General features: G+C 64.1%; 15 protein-coding genes and 1 pseudogene. 13 read left to right on the top strand and 3 right to left on the bottom strand.

The window, feature by feature from the left end; genetic code table 11:
- Nucleotides 1-34 precede the first annotated feature (34 nt).
- A pseudogene (locus shn_RS29865) lies at nt 35-1,626 on the bottom strand (ABC transporter substrate-binding protein).
- A complete protein-coding gene (locus shn_RS29860) occupies nt 1,623-2,354 on the bottom strand; it encodes a FadR/GntR family transcriptional regulator (RefSeq protein WP_064334177.1) in 732 nt (243 codons plus the stop codon). Before shn_RS29860 ends, shn_RS29865 begins: the two are co-directional and overlap by 4 nt.
- A gap of 264 nt (nt 2,355-2,618) precedes the next feature.
- On the opposite strand from shn_RS29860, the gene shn_RS29855 reads away from it, so the two are divergent.
- From shn_RS29855 to shn_RS29815, 9 genes are all read left to right on the top strand, one after another.
- A complete protein-coding gene (locus tag shn_RS29855) occupies nt 2,619-3,374 on the top strand; it encodes a GntR family transcriptional regulator (protein WP_064334176.1) in 756 nt (251 codons plus the stop codon).
- A gap of 69 nt (nt 3,375-3,443) precedes the next feature.
- Nucleotides 3,444-4,130, top strand: a complete 687-nt coding sequence (locus tag shn_RS29850) for an N-acetylmannosamine-6-phosphate 2-epimerase (protein WP_064334175.1) — start codon at nt 3,444-3,446, stop codon at nt 4,128-4,130.
- A 4-nt stretch (nt 4,131-4,134) separates the two neighbouring features.
- Entirely contained in the window at nt 4,135-4,989 is an 855-nt protein-coding gene (locus shn_RS29845; RefSeq protein ID WP_064334174.1) for an ROK family protein, read from the top strand.
- Nucleotides 4,990-5,008: 19 nt separating this feature from the next.
- The gene (locus shn_RS29840) at nt 5,009-6,337 is read left to right on the top strand and encodes an extracellular solute-binding protein (RefSeq protein WP_064334173.1); all 1,329 of its coding nucleotides are present in this window, start codon (nt 5,009-5,011) and stop codon (nt 6,335-6,337) included.
- A 120-nt stretch (nt 6,338-6,457) separates the two neighbouring features.
- Complete coding sequence (locus shn_RS29835) at nt 6,458-7,345, top strand: carbohydrate ABC transporter permease (protein WP_064334231.1); 888 nt, start codon at nt 6,458-6,460, stop codon at nt 7,343-7,345.
- Complete coding sequence (locus shn_RS29830; protein ID WP_064334172.1) at nt 7,342-8,163, top strand: carbohydrate ABC transporter permease; 822 nt, start codon at nt 7,342-7,344, stop codon at nt 8,161-8,163. The genes shn_RS29835 and shn_RS29830 overlap by 4 nt, the downstream gene beginning before the upstream one ends.
- A 23-nt stretch (nt 8,164-8,186) precedes the next feature.
- The gene (locus tag shn_RS29825) at nt 8,187-9,251 is read left to right on the top strand and encodes an ABC transporter ATP-binding protein (RefSeq protein WP_064334171.1); all 1,065 of its coding nucleotides are present in this window, start codon (nt 8,187-8,189) and stop codon (nt 9,249-9,251) included.
- A gap of 169 nt (nt 9,252-9,420) precedes the next feature.
- Nucleotides 9,421-10,656, top strand: coding sequence for a cysteine desulfurase-like protein (locus tag shn_RS29820; RefSeq protein ID WP_064334170.1), 1,236 nt, complete (start codon nt 9,421-9,423; stop codon nt 10,654-10,656).
- Between the two features lie 60 nt (nt 10,657-10,716).
- Entirely contained in the window at nt 10,717-11,538 is an 822-nt protein-coding gene (locus tag shn_RS29815) for a helix-turn-helix transcriptional regulator (RefSeq protein ID WP_064334169.1), read from the top strand.
- 38 nt (nt 11,539-11,576) lie between these two features.
- Here shn_RS29815 and shn_RS29810 read toward each other — a convergent pair whose 3' ends face one another.
- On the bottom strand, nt 11,577-12,689 hold the full coding sequence (locus shn_RS29810; RefSeq protein WP_064334168.1) for an aminotransferase class I/II-fold pyridoxal phosphate-dependent enzyme: 1,113 nt from the start codon (nt 12,687-12,689) through the stop codon (nt 11,577-11,579).
- Nucleotides 12,690-12,875: 186 nt separating this feature from the next.
- Here shn_RS29810 and shn_RS29805 point away from each other — a divergent pair, with 186 nt between their 5' ends.
- The 4 genes from shn_RS29805 (at nt 12,876) to shn_RS29790 (ending at nt 15,876) form a co-directional block, all read left to right on the top strand.
- Nucleotides 12,876-13,688, top strand: coding sequence for a transporter substrate-binding domain-containing protein (locus shn_RS29805; protein WP_064334167.1), 813 nt, complete (start codon nt 12,876-12,878; stop codon nt 13,686-13,688).
- Nucleotides 13,689-13,754: 66 nt separating this feature from the next.
- On the top strand, nt 13,755-14,450 hold the full coding sequence (locus shn_RS29800) for an ABC transporter permease (RefSeq protein ID WP_064334166.1): 696 nt from the start codon (nt 13,755-13,757) through the stop codon (nt 14,448-14,450).
- Complete coding sequence (locus tag shn_RS29795; RefSeq protein ID WP_064334165.1) at nt 14,447-15,139, top strand: ABC transporter permease; 693 nt, start codon at nt 14,447-14,449, stop codon at nt 15,137-15,139. The genes shn_RS29800 and shn_RS29795 overlap by 4 nt, the downstream gene beginning before the upstream one ends.
- A complete protein-coding gene (locus shn_RS29790) occupies nt 15,139-15,876 on the top strand; it encodes an amino acid ABC transporter ATP-binding protein (protein WP_064334164.1) in 738 nt (245 codons plus the stop codon). The genes shn_RS29795 and shn_RS29790 overlap by 1 nt, the downstream gene beginning before the upstream one ends.
- The last annotated feature ends 3 nt before the right edge of the window (nt 15,877-15,879 follow it).

The raw sequence follows: 15,879 nt of genomic DNA, 5'->3' as shown, positions 1-15,879 counted from the left end.
GGGCGCGGGGCAGCCCGCGCCCTCTTGTCTGCGCCTATTCGGCGATCGACCACTTTTCGACATGGGCCTGGTACGGGCCGCCGGCCGGCGCAGGGGTCCACACGAAGTCCTTGAGCTTCGCCGAGGCGACGCCGTAGCGGTTGGCGACCCACATCGTCGCCCAGGGCAGTTCGGCATTGGTCGCCTTGCAGACGTCCTGGTAGCGGGCATCGCTCCTGGCGGCATCCGTTTCTGCCAGGGCGGCGTCCAGCGCGTCCGTCACCGCCGCCATGCGGATGCGCAGGATGTTGGCGCCGGCCGGCGGGATCTGCTTCTCGTTGAGGCCGATATTGATGTTCGAGGCATCCGGGCCGTTCTGCAGGCCGGCATAGATCAGCGGGTAGTCGCCGGCATTGCCCGACTGCTGGTAGACGATCGAGTTGTAGGTCGGCGTGTCGACGGCGCGCGGCACGATGTTGATGCCGACCTGTGCGAGCATGGCCTGCATGGCGGCGAGCACGTTGGTCGCCAGTGGCGAGGTGTAATAGGTCAGGATCGTGATCGGCTTGTCGCCGTTGATCTTGTCCCAGCCCGCCTCGGCGAGAAGCTGCTTGGCCTTTTCCGGGTCGTAGCCGTAGTTCTCGATGCCCTGCGGCACGAGCTGGTCGGCGACGTAGACGCAGTTGGCCGGCTTGGCCGCCCCGCCATAGAGGCTCTGGATGATGGCGTCGCGGTTGATCGCATACATGAAGGCCTGCCGGATACGCAGGTCCTGCCAGAGCGGCACTTCCTGATTGAAGCCGACATAGTTGACGACGTAGGAATCGCCCTCGATCACCTTGAAATTGATGTCGCTGCTGAAGGTCGAGACATCGTTGGAATCGACATAGGTGAACTGGATCTCGCCGGACCTCAGGGCCGCGATGGCGGCGGCCGGATCGGCGAAATAGCGGTTGATCAGCTTGTCGGCCGCCGGCTTGCCGCCGCGGTAGTCGGGATTGGCGGCAAGTTCGACATATTGGTCGGCGACGTATTTGGTGAACTTGAACGGGCCGGTGCCGATCGGCGAGCTGGACCACCAGGCATGTTTTGCGATCTGCTCGGCCGGGATCGCTGCGAGGGCGTGTTCCGGCAGCATCATCACCTTGGTCAGCGTGTCGAGCATGCTCGGCGACGGCGCCGACAGGGTGATCACGACCGTGCGGTCATCCGGCGCCTCGACGGACTGGACCACGCCGAGGCGTGCGGCGAAGACCGAGCCTGCCTTCTCGTTGCGGGCAAGCTCCAGCGTGAAGCGGACGTCCTTTGCGGTGAACGGCTGGCCGTCATGCCATTTGGTCTCGGCAAGCTTGAAGGTGTAGGTCTTCTGGTCGGCGCTGACCTCGTAGGTGTCGGCCAGCGCGCCGACGATTTTCGCCAGCTTGTCGTCGTAGATGACCAGAGGCTCGAAATAGGTGACGAGCCAGGTAAAGCCGCTCGTCGCCGCCAGCGGATTGAAATTGCCCTGGAAGCCCCCGGACCGACATCGAAGCCGCCCGAGATGGTGCCGCCCTGGGCGAGGGCATTGCCATTGCCCGATGCCAGAGGCAAGGCGCCGAGCAATGCCGCCGAAAGGGCAAGTGCCGAGAGTGTGGTCTTCAGATTCATGTCATCCTCCCTGATGAAACGGTGGTCTTGTTGTCGGCGATCACGCGGGTGATGCCGGCATAGTGCTTGTCGAGCCGGTCCCGGGCGGCGGCGAGGTCGCGCGCCTCCACGGCATCGACGATGGCGGCGTGGTCGCGCCAGGTCTGCATGGGGTCCGTATTGTTGAGGTTGACGAAGTCGGATGCCTTGTAGAAGGCCAGCCAGAACACCTCGATCAGCCGGAGCAGAACTTCGTTCTTCTGGCAACGGAAGAGCAATTGGTGGAAATGCCGGTCCTCTTCGGGAAAGCTCTCGCCGCGCTCCGCCCGGATCCGCATCCGCTCGACGGTCTCGCGCAGTTCGCGGATATCGTCGGCGTCGATGACCTCCAGCGTCCGCTCGATCAGGCCGACCTCCAGCGTGCGGCGGATGATGATGACCTCCTCGATCTGCTTCAGCGCGCCGCCGAGGCCATAGGCAAGGTTTTCCAGCAAGGGTTCGAAGGAGAACGCCTTGACGAAGACGCCGATGCCACGGCGCGATTCCAGCACCCCGACGGATTCCAGGGCCTTGATGCCCTCGCGCACCGAATTTCGGCTCACCCCAAGCTGGGTGGCAAGCTCGCCTTCGGGCGGCAGGGGCGCGCCCGCATCGAGATGGTTGTCCTCGATATAGCTGCGCAGGCTTTCCTGCACAGAGACATGCAGGAGCGGGGCTCGCTTCAGGGGCTTGATCGACTTCACGTTCATCTTCGTCTCCGGTTGCCTTTTGACTCCGAAAAGACAGCGGCCTACGTTTATTCACTTGTAGGATATCTGTCAATTGGATATCGAAATTGCCAATAGGTGGCTCACCCGGAGATACGCCAAATATGTCTCCCGGCGAAGCGCAAACGGCATCGGTCACGATGGCCAGCGCAGCGCCGCGCTGTGCGCAAAGCGAAATCCATTGCGCAAAGCCAATACCAGTTTAACATCAGAGAAATATTTTGACGGGGATTCGCCGCAAGGAGTATGCTTTCCGTGACCGATCGACCGATCCTCGACTTCCTCGCCGCGGAGCTTTCCGCAACAAGCAGCGATCCCCTTTACCGACAGTTGGAAAATGCCCTGAAACAGGCGATTGCCACCGCGCATGTCAAACGCGGCGGCGTCATCCCGAGCGAGCGGGTGTTGAGCCAGGTGCTCGGCCTTTCGCGTGTCACCGTGCGCAAGGCCATCGATGGCCTCGTCTCGGACGGGTTCCTCGACCGACGGCAAGGCGCCAAGACGGTTGTTTCCTCCCGGCTGGAGAAATCCCTGGCCACAATGACCAGCTTTTCCGAGGACATGCGTTCACGCGGGCTGGAGCCTGGTTGCACCTGGATTTCGCGGGAGATTTCAAGGCCTTCTCCAAGCGAAATGATGGCTCTTGGCATTTCCGGCAGCGAAAAGGTCGTGCGGCTCCGCCGGCTGCGGACGGCTGATGGCGTGCCGATCGCCATCGAGATGGCGACGCTGCCCGCCCGCTTCGTACCCGAGCCGCAGGCTGTCGGGGACTCGCTCTACGACTATCTCGAAAGAAACGGTGCATTGCCGGTGAGGGCGCTGCAGCGCATGCAGGCCAAGCCCGGCACCGAGGAAGAACGGCGGCTTCTCGACGCCCCCGACGATGCCTCGCTGCTCATCATGGAGCGCCGCTGTTTCCTTGCCGACGGGCAGATCGTCGAGTTCACGCAGACCAAATATCGCGGCGATGTGTATGATTTCGTCATCGAGCTGATGCGATAATACCAGTTTAAATCCTGTTGCCATCTGGTCTTGTTTTGCTACCATCCTGCCAACGACAGGAGATAGCCGGTGCCGCTTGACTTCAAATCCCTCGACAAGGGTCTGATCGTATCCTGCCAGCCCGTGAAGGGCGGCGCCATGGACAGGGCCGATATGGTCGTCGGCTTCGCCCTGGCTGCGCTCGACGGTGGCGCAGCCGCCCTGCGCATCGAATCGGCGGACTACGTCGCCGCCGTTCGCGCCGCAACCGACAGGCCGATCATCGGCCTCGTGAAACGCGATTTCGACGACAGTCCCGTGCGCATCACACCCTGGATCGAGGATGTCGACGCGCTGGCACAGGCCGGCGCCGATATCATCGCCTATGACGCGACGCAGCGCCTGCGGCCTGTGCCGACCCGCACGCTTGTCGAGCGCATCCACGGCCACGGCCGCATTGCCATGGCCGACTGCTCCATCCTCTCGGATGCCGAACGGGCGCTTTCTGAAGGCGCAGATGTGGTCGGCTCCACGCTCGCCGGCTATACCGGTCCGGTCGAGCCCACCGAACCCGATCTCGGCCTCGTCGCTGCCATGCGCCGCCTGACGCCGCATGTCGTTGCGGAAGGCAACATCCGCACGCCGGCGCAGGCCCAGCAGGCGCTGCTTGCCGGGGCCTCCATGGTCGTCGTCGGCTCCGCCATCACGCGGCCCGAATATGTCACCTCCTGGTTCCGCTCGGCGCTCGACATGGCCCTTGCCGGACAGGGAGCCTGAGGCCATGGCCCGCCCCGACACCATTCTTGCTCTCGACATCGGCGGCACCAAGATGCTCGCGGCGCTGGTGCGCGACGACAGGCTGATCGAGGCGCACACCATGCCGACCCCGCGCGGGGGCGATCCCGAGGCCTGGCTTGCCGCGCTCTTTGCGGCGATTGCCGGCTGGAAGGGTCGCTATGACACCGCGGGCGTCGCCGTCACCGGCATCATCGACGAGGGCTGTTGGTCGCCGCTCAACCGCCGAACCCTCGATATCCCGGATCGCTTTCCGCTCGTGGCCTTGGTCGCGCGGCTTTCCGGTGTCGATCGGGTACTGGCGGCCAATGATGCGCAGGCCGCCGCCTGGGGCGAATATGTCTTCGGCGCCGGCCAGGGCCATGATCTCGTCTTTCTCACCGTCTCCACGGGCATCGGCGGCGGTATCGTCGTCAACGGCCGCCTGCTCGGCGGCCTCGCCGGCCATTTCGGTCAGTTCCGCAGCCTCGGCGAGAAAGGCCGCGCGCTGGAAGACAAGGTTTCCGGCCACTGGATCGCCAGCGAGGCCTCACCGCACCGGCCGGGCGCCACCGCGCGCGATGTCTTCGACGCGGCTGCCGCCGGTCACGGCTGGGCGCAGGCCATCATCCAGGCCTCGGCGCGCCAGACCGCGCTTCTGTGCGGCAACATCCAGCTCGCGCTCGATCCGGCCCGCATCGTCATCGGCGGCGGCATCGGCCTTGCGTCTGGCTATCTCGAATCCGTCCGTCAGGCCCTGGGAGGCCTGCCGCCGCGGCTCACCCCGCAGCTTCACCCCGCCGCACTCGCCGAAAAGGCCGGCGTCGTGGGGATCGCGGATCTCGCAAGACGTCAGAATTAACCTGAGGGAGAACCAGACCATGACTTTTGCCAGAATGAAGAAGGGCGGCCTGATCGCCGCCGCGATCGCCAGCCTGCTGGCCGGCCCCGCCTTTGCGAAAGTGACCGTGCTCGGTTGGCCGGGAGGCCCGGAGGAGGCCGCGCTGCGCGCCGCCGCCGATACCTACAATGCCAAGGCGGATGTGAGCGACGACAACAAGGTCGAACTGCTGTTCTTCAACCGCGACGGCTTCTGGGACAAGCTGCAGGCCGACCTTGCCGCGGGCTCCACGGCTTTCGACGTGAACCTGCTGGCCACCTATTCCATCGGCCGCTACGCGCCGTTCATGGAACCTGTCACGCTGTCAGACGAGGCCAAGTCCGTCTATGGCGACCAGGTCCTCACCACCATGCAGTACGAGGGCGAGCAGTTCGGCGTGCCGACCGACCTTTCGCTGCACTTCATGTATTACCGCAAGGATCTGATCGAGGCGCTGCTGAAGGACGATGCCGCCAAGGCAAGGTTCGCCGAGATCTCTGAAAAGCATCTCGGCAAGAAGCTGGAGCCGAAGACCCCCGACGAATGGACGTGGGACGACTATGCCGCGACCGCGCTCTACTTCACGCAGGCCGTGAACCCCGACAGCCCGACCCGCTACGGCACCGTGCTGCAACTGAAGAACCTCCTCTTCAACATGATGGTGTTCCAGTCGCTGCCGCGCGCCTATGGGGCCAACTGGATGGACGATGCCGGCAAGATCACCGTGGATTCGGAGGCCTATCGCAAGGGTCTCGAAACCTACAAGATGCTCTACGACGCCGGCGCGAGCCCACGCGACTCGCTGTCCTATGAATATGCCGAAGCGAACGCGGCCTATGCCTCCGGCCAGGTCGCCGCCATGGTGCAGTGGAATGCGGCCGCCTCCGAGCTGATGTCGAAGGACAAGTCGCCGGCCGTCGGCGAGGTCACGGAGGCCATCGCCCCGCCGGCCGGCCCCGAAGGTCGCTTCACCCACATTCACGGCCTCGGTTTCGGCCTCAACAAGAACGCCGCGAACAAGGAGGGCGCGAAGGCCTTCATCTCGTGGCTGTCCTCAAAGGAAGCCGCACTCGTCTATGCCCGGAACAGCGGCGCACCGGCGTTGACGCCAGACGTCGTCACGGAGGTTGCCGCCGAGCGGCCGGACCTCGTCAAGCTCGGGGAATTCGCCGGCAAGTACGGCTACGTCATGAATGGCGGTACGTCGGCCAAGGCACTTTCGGTCTACGAGCTTCAGGCCAAGGAATTCACCGGCTACTGGTCGGGCCAGCAGTCGATCGACGACGCCCTGAAGAACACCGAGAATGGTATGAGCGACCTGCTCAAGTAAGGTGTTTGCCGATGGCGGCCCTATCGCCGCCATCGGCCCATCGTGGCGACGGTGATGACGCCGTCGCCGGGCTCCGGCGTGCTGTCGCTGTTCCCGAAAAGACCGAACCAGGATCGATCGATGACAACGAAGACACATCGCAGCCCCGTGTCCGAATTCCGCCTGCTGACGATCCCGCTGGTCGTGTTCCTGCTCGTCTTCCTGGGCTTTCCGGCCATCGTCAACCTTGTCTATTCGGTCTCCGAGGTCAGCTTCGAGACGTTGCGCAGCCCCGAAATCACCGGCTTCGGCAATTTTGCAGCCGTGTGGAGCGATGCCGCCTTCTGGCGGGCAAGCTGGTTCTCCTTCCGCTTCGGCCTGCTGACAGCCGTGCTCGAATGCGCGCTCGGCCTGTTCCTTGCCATATTCCTTGCCCCGCTTCTCGAAAGGCGAAGCTGGCTGATGGCGATCCTCATGCTGCCGCTGATGGTGGCGCCCGCACTGGTCGGCCTGATGTACCGGCTCGTGTTGCACGAATTCGCCGGCCCCGTGCCCTATTATCTCTGGGCCTGGTTCGGCGCGAGCCTTTCCTTTCTCGGCCCCGGTTCGGCCTTCTGGACCCTGATCGTCGTCGAGACGCTGCAGTGGACGCCCTTCGCCTTCCTACTGTTCTACATGGCCTACCAGGCGATCCCTCGTGAGATCATCGAGGCCTCGTCCATGGACGGCGCGCGCTACCACCACCGGCTGTGGTACATCGAGCTGCCGCTGATGACGCCGACCATCGTGGTGGCGCTGCTCATCCGCTTCATCGACGGCTTCCGCGTCTTCGACAACGTCTATGTGCTGACCGGCAGCGGCCCGGGCGGCTCCACCGCCTCGCTGTCCATCTATATCTATGAGGCCTTCTTCAAGCAGGGCGCCATCGGCAAGGCCGTCGCCGCCTCCGTCATCCTGTTCGCCGCCTCGTTCGCCGTGCTCTACGGCCTCAACGCCATTGCCGCCCGCCGCAAGGGAGCCACCCGATGATCAATATGCTGCGCTGGATCGTCTTTGCCCTCGCGGCCATCGCGATGAACTTCCCGATCCTCGTGACGCTCTCCACCTCCTTCAAGAGCGCGCGCGAGCTGACCACCAATCCGGGCCTCTGGGTCCAGGCTCCGACGCTTGAGAACTACGCTGCGGTCTTCACCGTCTCCGACCGGCTGAACATCTTCCTCTATCTCGTCAACAGCTTTGCCGTCGCCGCGCTGGGCACGCTGCTGGCGGTGGCGCTCGCCCTGCCCGCCGCCTATGCGATCGCGCGCGGCAAGGTCGGCGAACGCACGCTCTTGCCGCTCATCGTCAATCTGCGCGCCGTTCCGCTCGTCATCTTCGCCATCCCGCTCTACATGATGTTCCAATGGCTGTCGCTGCTCGACACGCGGCTCGGCCTCGGCCTCATCCTCGCCATCGTCAACCTGCCGCTCGCCCTCGTCATCCTCGTCAACGCCATCCGCGACCTGCCGAGCGAACTCGACGAGGCTGCACTGATGGACGGGGCGACGCGCACGCAGATCCTCGCGCGGGTCATCGCCCCGCTCTGCCGGCCGGCCATCGTCACCGGCGTGATCTTCGGCTTCATCACCGCCTGGAACGAATTCCTCTTCGGCCTGATGCTGACGACATCCAAGGCCGTGCCGATCACCGTCGGCGCCTCCTTCTTCTTCGCCGCCAGCGGCGGCGGCGTGCAATGGGGCGTCGCCTCGGCCGTCATGATTGTGGGCGCACTGCCGCCCATGCTGCTCGGCCTTCTCATGTATCGCCAGATCAGCGGCTCCATGACGGCCGGCGCGGTCAAGGGCTGAAACAGGGTTTCCCGGAGGTTCAAATGGGTACGATTGTGCTGGAAAAGGCCGGAAAGCGTTATGGCGGCGTCGAGATCATGCGCGATCTCGACCTTGCCATCGCCGACGGGGAATTCGTCGTCATCGTCGGGCCGTCGGGATGCGGCAAGTCCACGCTGCTGCGCATGATCGCCGGCATCGAGGAGACCACGTCGGGCAAGATCCTGATCGACGGCCGGGATGTGACCAATGCTCCCCCGGTCGAGCGCGAACTGGCCATGGTGTTCCAGTCCTATGCGCTTTATCCGCATATGACGGTGCGCCAGAACATGGGCTTCGGCCTGAAGCTCGCCAAGCTGCCCGCCGCCGCCATCAAGTCCAAGGTCGACGAGGCCGCCGAGGCGCTGAAGCTGACGCCCCTCCTCGATCGCTATCCCAGGCAGCTCTCCGGCGGCCAGCGCCAGCGCGTCGCCATCGGCCGTGCCATCGTGCGCCAGCCGACAGCCTTCCTCTTCGACGAACCGCTCTCCAATCTGGATGCGGCGCTGCGCGTCGACATGCGGCTGGAGATTGCAAGGCTCCACCGCTCGCTCGGCGCCACCATGATCTATGTCACTCACGACCAGGTGGAGGCAATGACGCTTGCCGACCGCATCGTCGTGCTGAAGGAAGGGCGCATCATGCAGCATGGCAGCCCGCACGAGCTCTACGAACGACCGGCCAATCTCTTCGTTGCGCAATTCATCGGCAGCCCCAAGATGAACGTGCTGGACTGCGCGCCCGTCGGCGAAAGTGCACTCGACCTTGCCGGCGAAGGCCGGATCGAACTTGCCTTTTCCGGTGCACCGGCTCGGCTTGGCGCGCGCCCCGAACATCTCCGGCTCGTTTCACCCGAGGCGGGCCATTGCCGCGGCACCGTGGAGGTCGCCGAATATCTCGGCGGCAGCACCAGCGTCTTCGTGCGCAACGATCGCCTCGGCCTGGTCAATGTCAGCGCCCCAGCCGACATGCCGGTGCGCATCGGCGAAACCGTCGGGATCGCCATCGACCCCATCCGCGCCTCCCTCTTCGACGCCGACGGTTTCAGCCTCGCAAGACAGGCCGGCTGATACGCTTCGCCGGGTGGCTGAGAATGGTGCCGTCTTCCGCAATCCTCCGCTCAGCCGCATCGTCAAGACGACGGTGCTCTTCGGCTATCATCTCCTAGGAGGATGGCGAGGCATGGCGGAAAACGGCACACAGGGACGACAACACAGCGTTCTGCAAAGGGTGCCGCCCATGACTGCCTATCCGATCGACCTGATCCGCGCCTCCTTCCCTGCTCTGGAAAATTCCCGCACGGCCTATCTCGACAATCCGGCGGGAACACTGGTTCCGCAAACGGTCATCGCGGCCGTGGCGGAGGCGATGGCGACGGCCTCGTCCAATCTCGGCGGACGATTTGCCGCCTCGCAGCGGGCGGATGCCACCTGGCGCCTGGCGCATGAGGCGGCGGCGGAATTCGTCAATGCCCGGTCCTGGCAGGAGATCGTCATCGGCCCGAACATGACGACGCTGGCCTTCCAGATGGGCCGGGTCCTCGGCAAGACCTTTTCGCAGGGCGACGAGATCATCGTTACCCGCATGGACCATGAGGGCAACGTCTCGCCCTGGCTTGCGATGGCCGAGGAATACGGTCTCGTGGTGAAGTGGCTGCCGTTCAACAGGGAAAGCTGGCGCATCGAGCCTGATGATCTTGCAGCCCTTCTGACGCCGCGCACGAAATTCCTCGCTCTCAACTACGCCTCCAACATGACCGGCAGCATCAACGACGTTACCGCGCTGACGGCGATGGCGCGGGCGGCGGGCGCGCTCGTCTGGATCGACGCCGTGCAGCTTGCGCCGCATCGCCTGCCCGACGTGCAGGCGATCGGCTGCGATTTCCTCGTGTGCTCGTCCTACAAGTTCTTCGGCCCGCATCTCGGCGTGCTGTGGGGGCGCGGCGATCTGCTGCGCGCGCTGCCGCCGCACCGCGTGCGCTGCCAGAGCGACGACATTCCGGACCGCTTCTGCACCGGCACGCCGCAGACCGAACTTCTGGCCGGCCTGACGGCGACGATCGACTATCTGGCTTCGGCAGGCGAGGCGACCGGCAACACCGGCACGCGGCGCGAGAAGATGGCCGGCGCCTATCAGGCCTTCGACGCCTATGAGGCCGGTCTCACGCGGCGGCTGATCGGCGGGCTGACCGCCATGCCGGGCGTCCGGCTGGTCGGCATCGCCAATTCCAATCTCTTCGCCCATCGCGTGCCGACGATCTCCTTCACGCATGAGCGTGTTTCGACCCATCGCTTTGCCGAGGCGCTGGCGGCCGAGGACATCAATGTCTGGTCCGGCCACAACTATGCGCTGGAGCCGGCCCGTCATCTCGGCCTTTCCGAGGAGGAAGGGGTGGTCCGCATCGGCATCGCCCATTACAACTGCGCCGAGGAGATCGAGCGCACGCTTGCGGCAATCGACAAGCTTGTCGCCTAGGACGGGGTGTCGTAAGGCGTAGAAGTAACCGTTTTCCTTGGGAATCTTGCAGATGGCCCCATGACAGAAACCGTCGCCGCCAGTTGGATCGCGCCTTTCGCGCATGCGCTCGACCGCTACGACCAGCCCGACAGCGTTTCGGCGCTTCTGGCGGCCATCGGTTCGGTCGCGCGATTCCATGTGGCATTGTCGGTGGTTCATCGCAAGAACGGCGGCCCGAGCTATGTGTTCGACACGTTCTCCGGGCCACGGGCCAAGCGAGCGGTGCAGCTTTTCATTGCCGGCACCTACCTGCTCAATCCCTTCTACAATGCTTATCTCGCCGGCCTGCCGGCCGGCATTTACCTGATGCGCGATCTGGCGCCCGACCAATATCTCGATTCCGATCTCTACCGCGGCCTCGACATCCGTCGCCACGAGGACGAGGAGCTGGGCTACCGCACGCATGGCTGGCCGGAGGGCATGGAGGAGCTGCTGATCGCCATGGACCTGCCGGGCGGGGAGATGGCGGAGATCAGCCTGTCGCGCATCCGCAGCGAGGGTGGTTTCGACGAGGCCTCGATCGCCCGGTTGCGCGAGGCGCATCCGATGATCGCCGCGATCTTCCGCCGGCTCTGGGCGCATCTTTCGCGCAGCGAGAATACCCCGCAGGCGCGCCCCATCGATCATCTTTTCAGCGATTTCGGCCGCGATCTCCTGAGCCCCCGGGAACGGGAAGTGGCCCTTCTCATCCTGAAGGGCCATTCCAGCGAGTCGATCAGCTATCACCTCGGTATTTCGATCGCGACGGTGAAGACCCACCGGCAGAAGCTTTACGCAAAGCTCAATCTGTCCACGCAGCAGGAGCTGTTTTCGACATTCCTGCGCAGCCTCAATCTGTGAGGCGAGGGGACGAACCGGGCTCGCCCCCTCCTTTCCTTTCAACCCTTCAGGTTGTCGCGGATCGCGGCGGAGATGACGGCAAGGCCCTTGCGCAGCTCGTCCTCGGTCGGCCAGGCATAGCCGATGCGGAAATGCCGGTCGTCCTGCTCGAACCAGCTGCCGCGGCCGACATAGGCCTGGTGACGGCTGTAGAGGCTTTCGTGGAAGCCGGCGAGATCGACATCGGCCGAAGGCACGATGCGCGGGAAACAGACGCAGCCGCCCGACGGCTCGATCCATTCGACAAGCGGTTCGGAAGCGATCCAGTCCTTGACGATGGCAAAGGCGCTGGCGATGCGGGCATTGTTGAAGGCGAGCCATTCGTCGCGCTGGCTGAGCGCGACATAGGCGATGTATTCATCCACCGTGCTGCCGGAAATGCCGATCTGCTCGCGGGCGGCAAGGAAGGTTTCCATGAGCGCGGCATCGCGCGTGATCAGCCAGCCGATGCGGATGCCGGGAATGCCGTAGGTCTTGGAGAGCGAGGAGACACTGATCACCCGGTCCGACAGGCTTGCGGCGACCGGCAGCATCGGCCCCGAGGTCATCTCGCGATAGGTCTCGTCGAAGAGGAGGCACGTGCCCTTGCGCTCGACCAGTGCAACCAGCGCCTTCATCTCGTCCTCGCAGATCATCACGCCGGTCGGATTGTGCGGATAGGTGACGGAGACATATCTGGTCTCGGGCCGGATTGCCGCTTCGATGGCCTCGAGGTCGAGCCGGTAGCCGGTCTCGAAGGTGAGGTCGACGATGCTCATGTCCGCGCCGATGGTGCGCGGCGTTTCGAGGTTCGTCGCATAGTTCGGGCGCACAACGACGATGTGGTCGCCGGCCTGAAGCATGGAGGTGGCGATGATGAAGAGCGCGCCCGCGGCGCCTGCGGTCACGAGCACGTCGTCGGCCGAAAGGCCTTCACCGGTGCGGGCGATGAGGCCGCGCAGGTCCGGCGCGCCGCGATGGTCGCCATAGCACAGGAGGATATCGTCCAGCTTCAGGTTCAGCTCGCCGAGGCGCCGGTCGGCGACGGAGCTTTCCGAGAGATTGTAGCGGATCGTGTCGTAGCCGAGCTGTTCGGGCGATTCCAGCTCGATGGGCATGCGGACATATTTCATGGGGCTCTCCTCTGGCCTGCATGTGACAGGGCTAGATCAACCGCGCGTCACATTCCATCCTCCCCGAGGGTGATGACGGGCATCATCCCCTAGGTGGATTTCCTCCCCCTTCCTCCCGGCGCATCGTTCCCCATCGGCGGAGTGAGGACCGTCGCAAGAACTGACCTAACAAAGAAGGGGAATGCCATGAAATTCATGACCGGTCTGTTGTCTGCTGCAATCGTCGGCTTGGCGGTTGCCATGCCTGCCCAAGCCGAAACGTTGCGCGTCGGCATGGAATGCACCTATGCGCCCTTCAACTACCGCACGCCGGAGGGCGAGATGGCGGGTTACGACGTCGACGTCGCCAAGGGCATCGCCGAGCGTATCGGCGTCGATCTCGACTATGTCTGCCAGGAATGGGACGGCATGATCCCGTCGCTGCTTGCCAACAAGTTCGACCTCATCGTCGCCTCCATGTCGATCACCGAGGAACGCAAGCAGAAGATCGACTTCTCGATCCCCTACCGCGTTTCCGTCGGCCGCATCCTCGGTTCGAAGGAAGCGAGCCTGAAGCTGTTCGACGAGGCCGGCAAGCCGATCCCGGATGCCTTCAACGGCCTGCGCTTCGGCGTGGAGCGCGCCTCGACCTATGCGAAATGGGTGGAAGCCAAGCTGCCGGGCGCCGAGATCTCCCTTTATGACGGCGCCCAGCCGATGCTGCTCGACCTGCAGAACGGCCGCATCGACATCGCCATCACCAACCCGATGAAGGCCTATCTCGACTTCCTCAGCAAGGAGAACGGCGCCGGCTTCGAATTCGTCTCGCCGCCGATCGACGAGGTCGAGTATTTCGGTCCGGGCGTGGGCGTCGGCCTGCGCAAGGGCAATGACGAGCTGCTCGCCAAGATCGACACGGCACTGGACGAGATGATCAAGGACGGCTCGCTCGAAAAGTACAGCCTGCAATACTTCCCCTTCTCCATCCATCCGTCGAACTGGAAGGGCGTTGGCCAGTAAGCATGACCTCCGGGCGTCGCGCCAGGCGCGGCGCCCGATCTCGCATGAAGATTACGGAGGTATGGCATGTCGGTTCTCGACGGCTGGTGGGACGACTTCTTCTTCGGCCTGATGACGGTGTTGCAGGTCTTTTCCGTAGCCCTGGTGATTGCCGTCGCCTGCGGGCTGCTCGGCGCCTCGGCCAAGCTTTCCAAAAGCCGCATCCTGCGCGCCATCGCCCAGGCCTATACGGTGGTGTTCCGCGGCGCGCCGGAGCTCCTGGTGCTGCTGCTCTTCTATTTCGGCATGGCCATCACGCTCACCTCGATCGTGCAGGCCTTCGATCCCTCGGTGAAATTCATCGATCTTCCGCCATTCTGGGCCGGCTCCATCGCGATCGGCCTGATTGTCGGGGCCTATATGACCGAGACGTTCCGCGGCGCCTTCCTCGGCGTCGACCGCGGGCAGATCGAGGCCGCGCGGGCGCTCAGCCTCAAGCGCCACCAGATCTTCCGCTATGTGCGCCTGCCGCAGATGTGGCGGCTCGCCCTGCCGAATTTCGGCAATCACATGCTCTCCATCATGAAGGATACGGCGCTCGTCTCCATCATCGGGCTGGAAGAGATCCTCTTCGTCGCCAAGATGGCGAACTCGCTGATCCACCGCCCCTTCCTGCTCTACATGACCGTCGCCCTGATCTACCTTGCGATGACGACGGTGATCACGTTTGCCGTCGGCTGGCTGGAGCAGCGCGCCAACCGTCACCTGAGAGGTGTCCGATGAGCTTCGACCTCTCGCTGATCGCCGTCAGTCTTCCGAAGATCCTGCAAGGCCTCGGGCTGACGCTCAACCTGCTCGCCGTCTCGACCCTGTTCGGGCTGATCCTTGCCGTCGGCATCCTGCTGATGCGGCTCTCGCGCCGGGCCTGGCTGGTCTGGCCGGCCAAGGCCTATATCTACTTCTTCCGCGGCACGCCGCTGCTCGTGCAACTCTTCGTCATATATCACGGCCTGCCGCAGTTCGGCTTCATCAGGCAGAGCGTACTCTGGCCGCTCCTGCGCGAGCCCTACTGGTGCTCGGTCATCGCGCTGTCGCTCAACACGGCGGCCTATGTCTCGGAAATCCTGCGCGGCGGCGTGCTCGGCGTCGACAAGGGCCTCATCGAGGCGGGCAAGGCGCTCGGCCTCAGCAGGTTCCAGCGCACGAGCCGCATCACTGCTCCCCTCGCCGTCAGGCTGGCGCTTCCGGCCTACAGCAACGAGATCGTCTCGATGCTGAAGTCGACGGCGCTCGCCTCCACCGTCACGCTGATGGAAATGACGGGCGTTGCCCGCACCATCGTGGCCGACACCTTCGCCCCATACGAGATCTTCATCGCCGCGACGATCATCTACCTCGTGCTCGTCTGGATCATCCAGACCGGCTTCACGCTGGTCGAGACCTACGCGAACCGCCATGTGAGAAAGACCTGATGGCCGATATCATTGTCCTCGAAAAGATGAACAAGTTCTACGGCACCTATCACGCGCTGAAGGATGTCGATCTCACGATCGCCAAGGGCGAGAAGGTCGTGGTCTGCGGCCCCTCGGGCTCCGGGAAGTCGACCATGATTCGCTGCATCAACCGACTGGAAGAGCATGACAGCGGTCGCATCGTCGTGGGCGGGGAAGAGCTGACCGACGACGAGAAGAAGATCGATCTCGTCCGCCGCGAGGTCGGCATGGTGTTCCAGAGCTTCAACCTCTTCCCGCACATGACCGTGCTGGAGAACCTGACGCTCGCGCCGCGGCTGGTGCGCAAGATGGCGACGGGGCAGGCCGAGGCGATCGCCATGAAATACCTCAACCGCGTGCGCATCCCCGACCAGGCGAGCAAATATCCCTCCCAGCTTTCGGGCGGCCAGCAGCAGCGCGTCGCCATCGCCCGGGCGCTGTGCATGAACCCGGAGGTGATGCTCTTCGACGAACCCACCTCCGCGCTCGACCCGGAGATGATCTCCGAAGTGCTCGACGTGATGACCGACCTTGCCCGCGAGGGCATGACGATGGTCTGCGTGACGCACGAGATGGGCTTTGCCCGCTCGGTCGCCGACCGCATCGTCTTCATGGACCAGGGCGAGATCGTCGAGGTCTCCACCCCGGCCGAGTTCTTCGCAGCCCCGAAATCCGAGCGTGCCCGCACCTTCCTCGGACAGATCCTTGCGCATTGAGAG

It is taken from the genome of Shinella sp. HZN7 (genome assembly GCF_001652565.1).
GTDB classification, from domain to species: Bacteria; Pseudomonadota; Alphaproteobacteria; order Rhizobiales; family Rhizobiaceae; genus Shinella; species Shinella granuli.
This window is presented reverse-complemented; position numbering and strand designations above follow the sequence as displayed.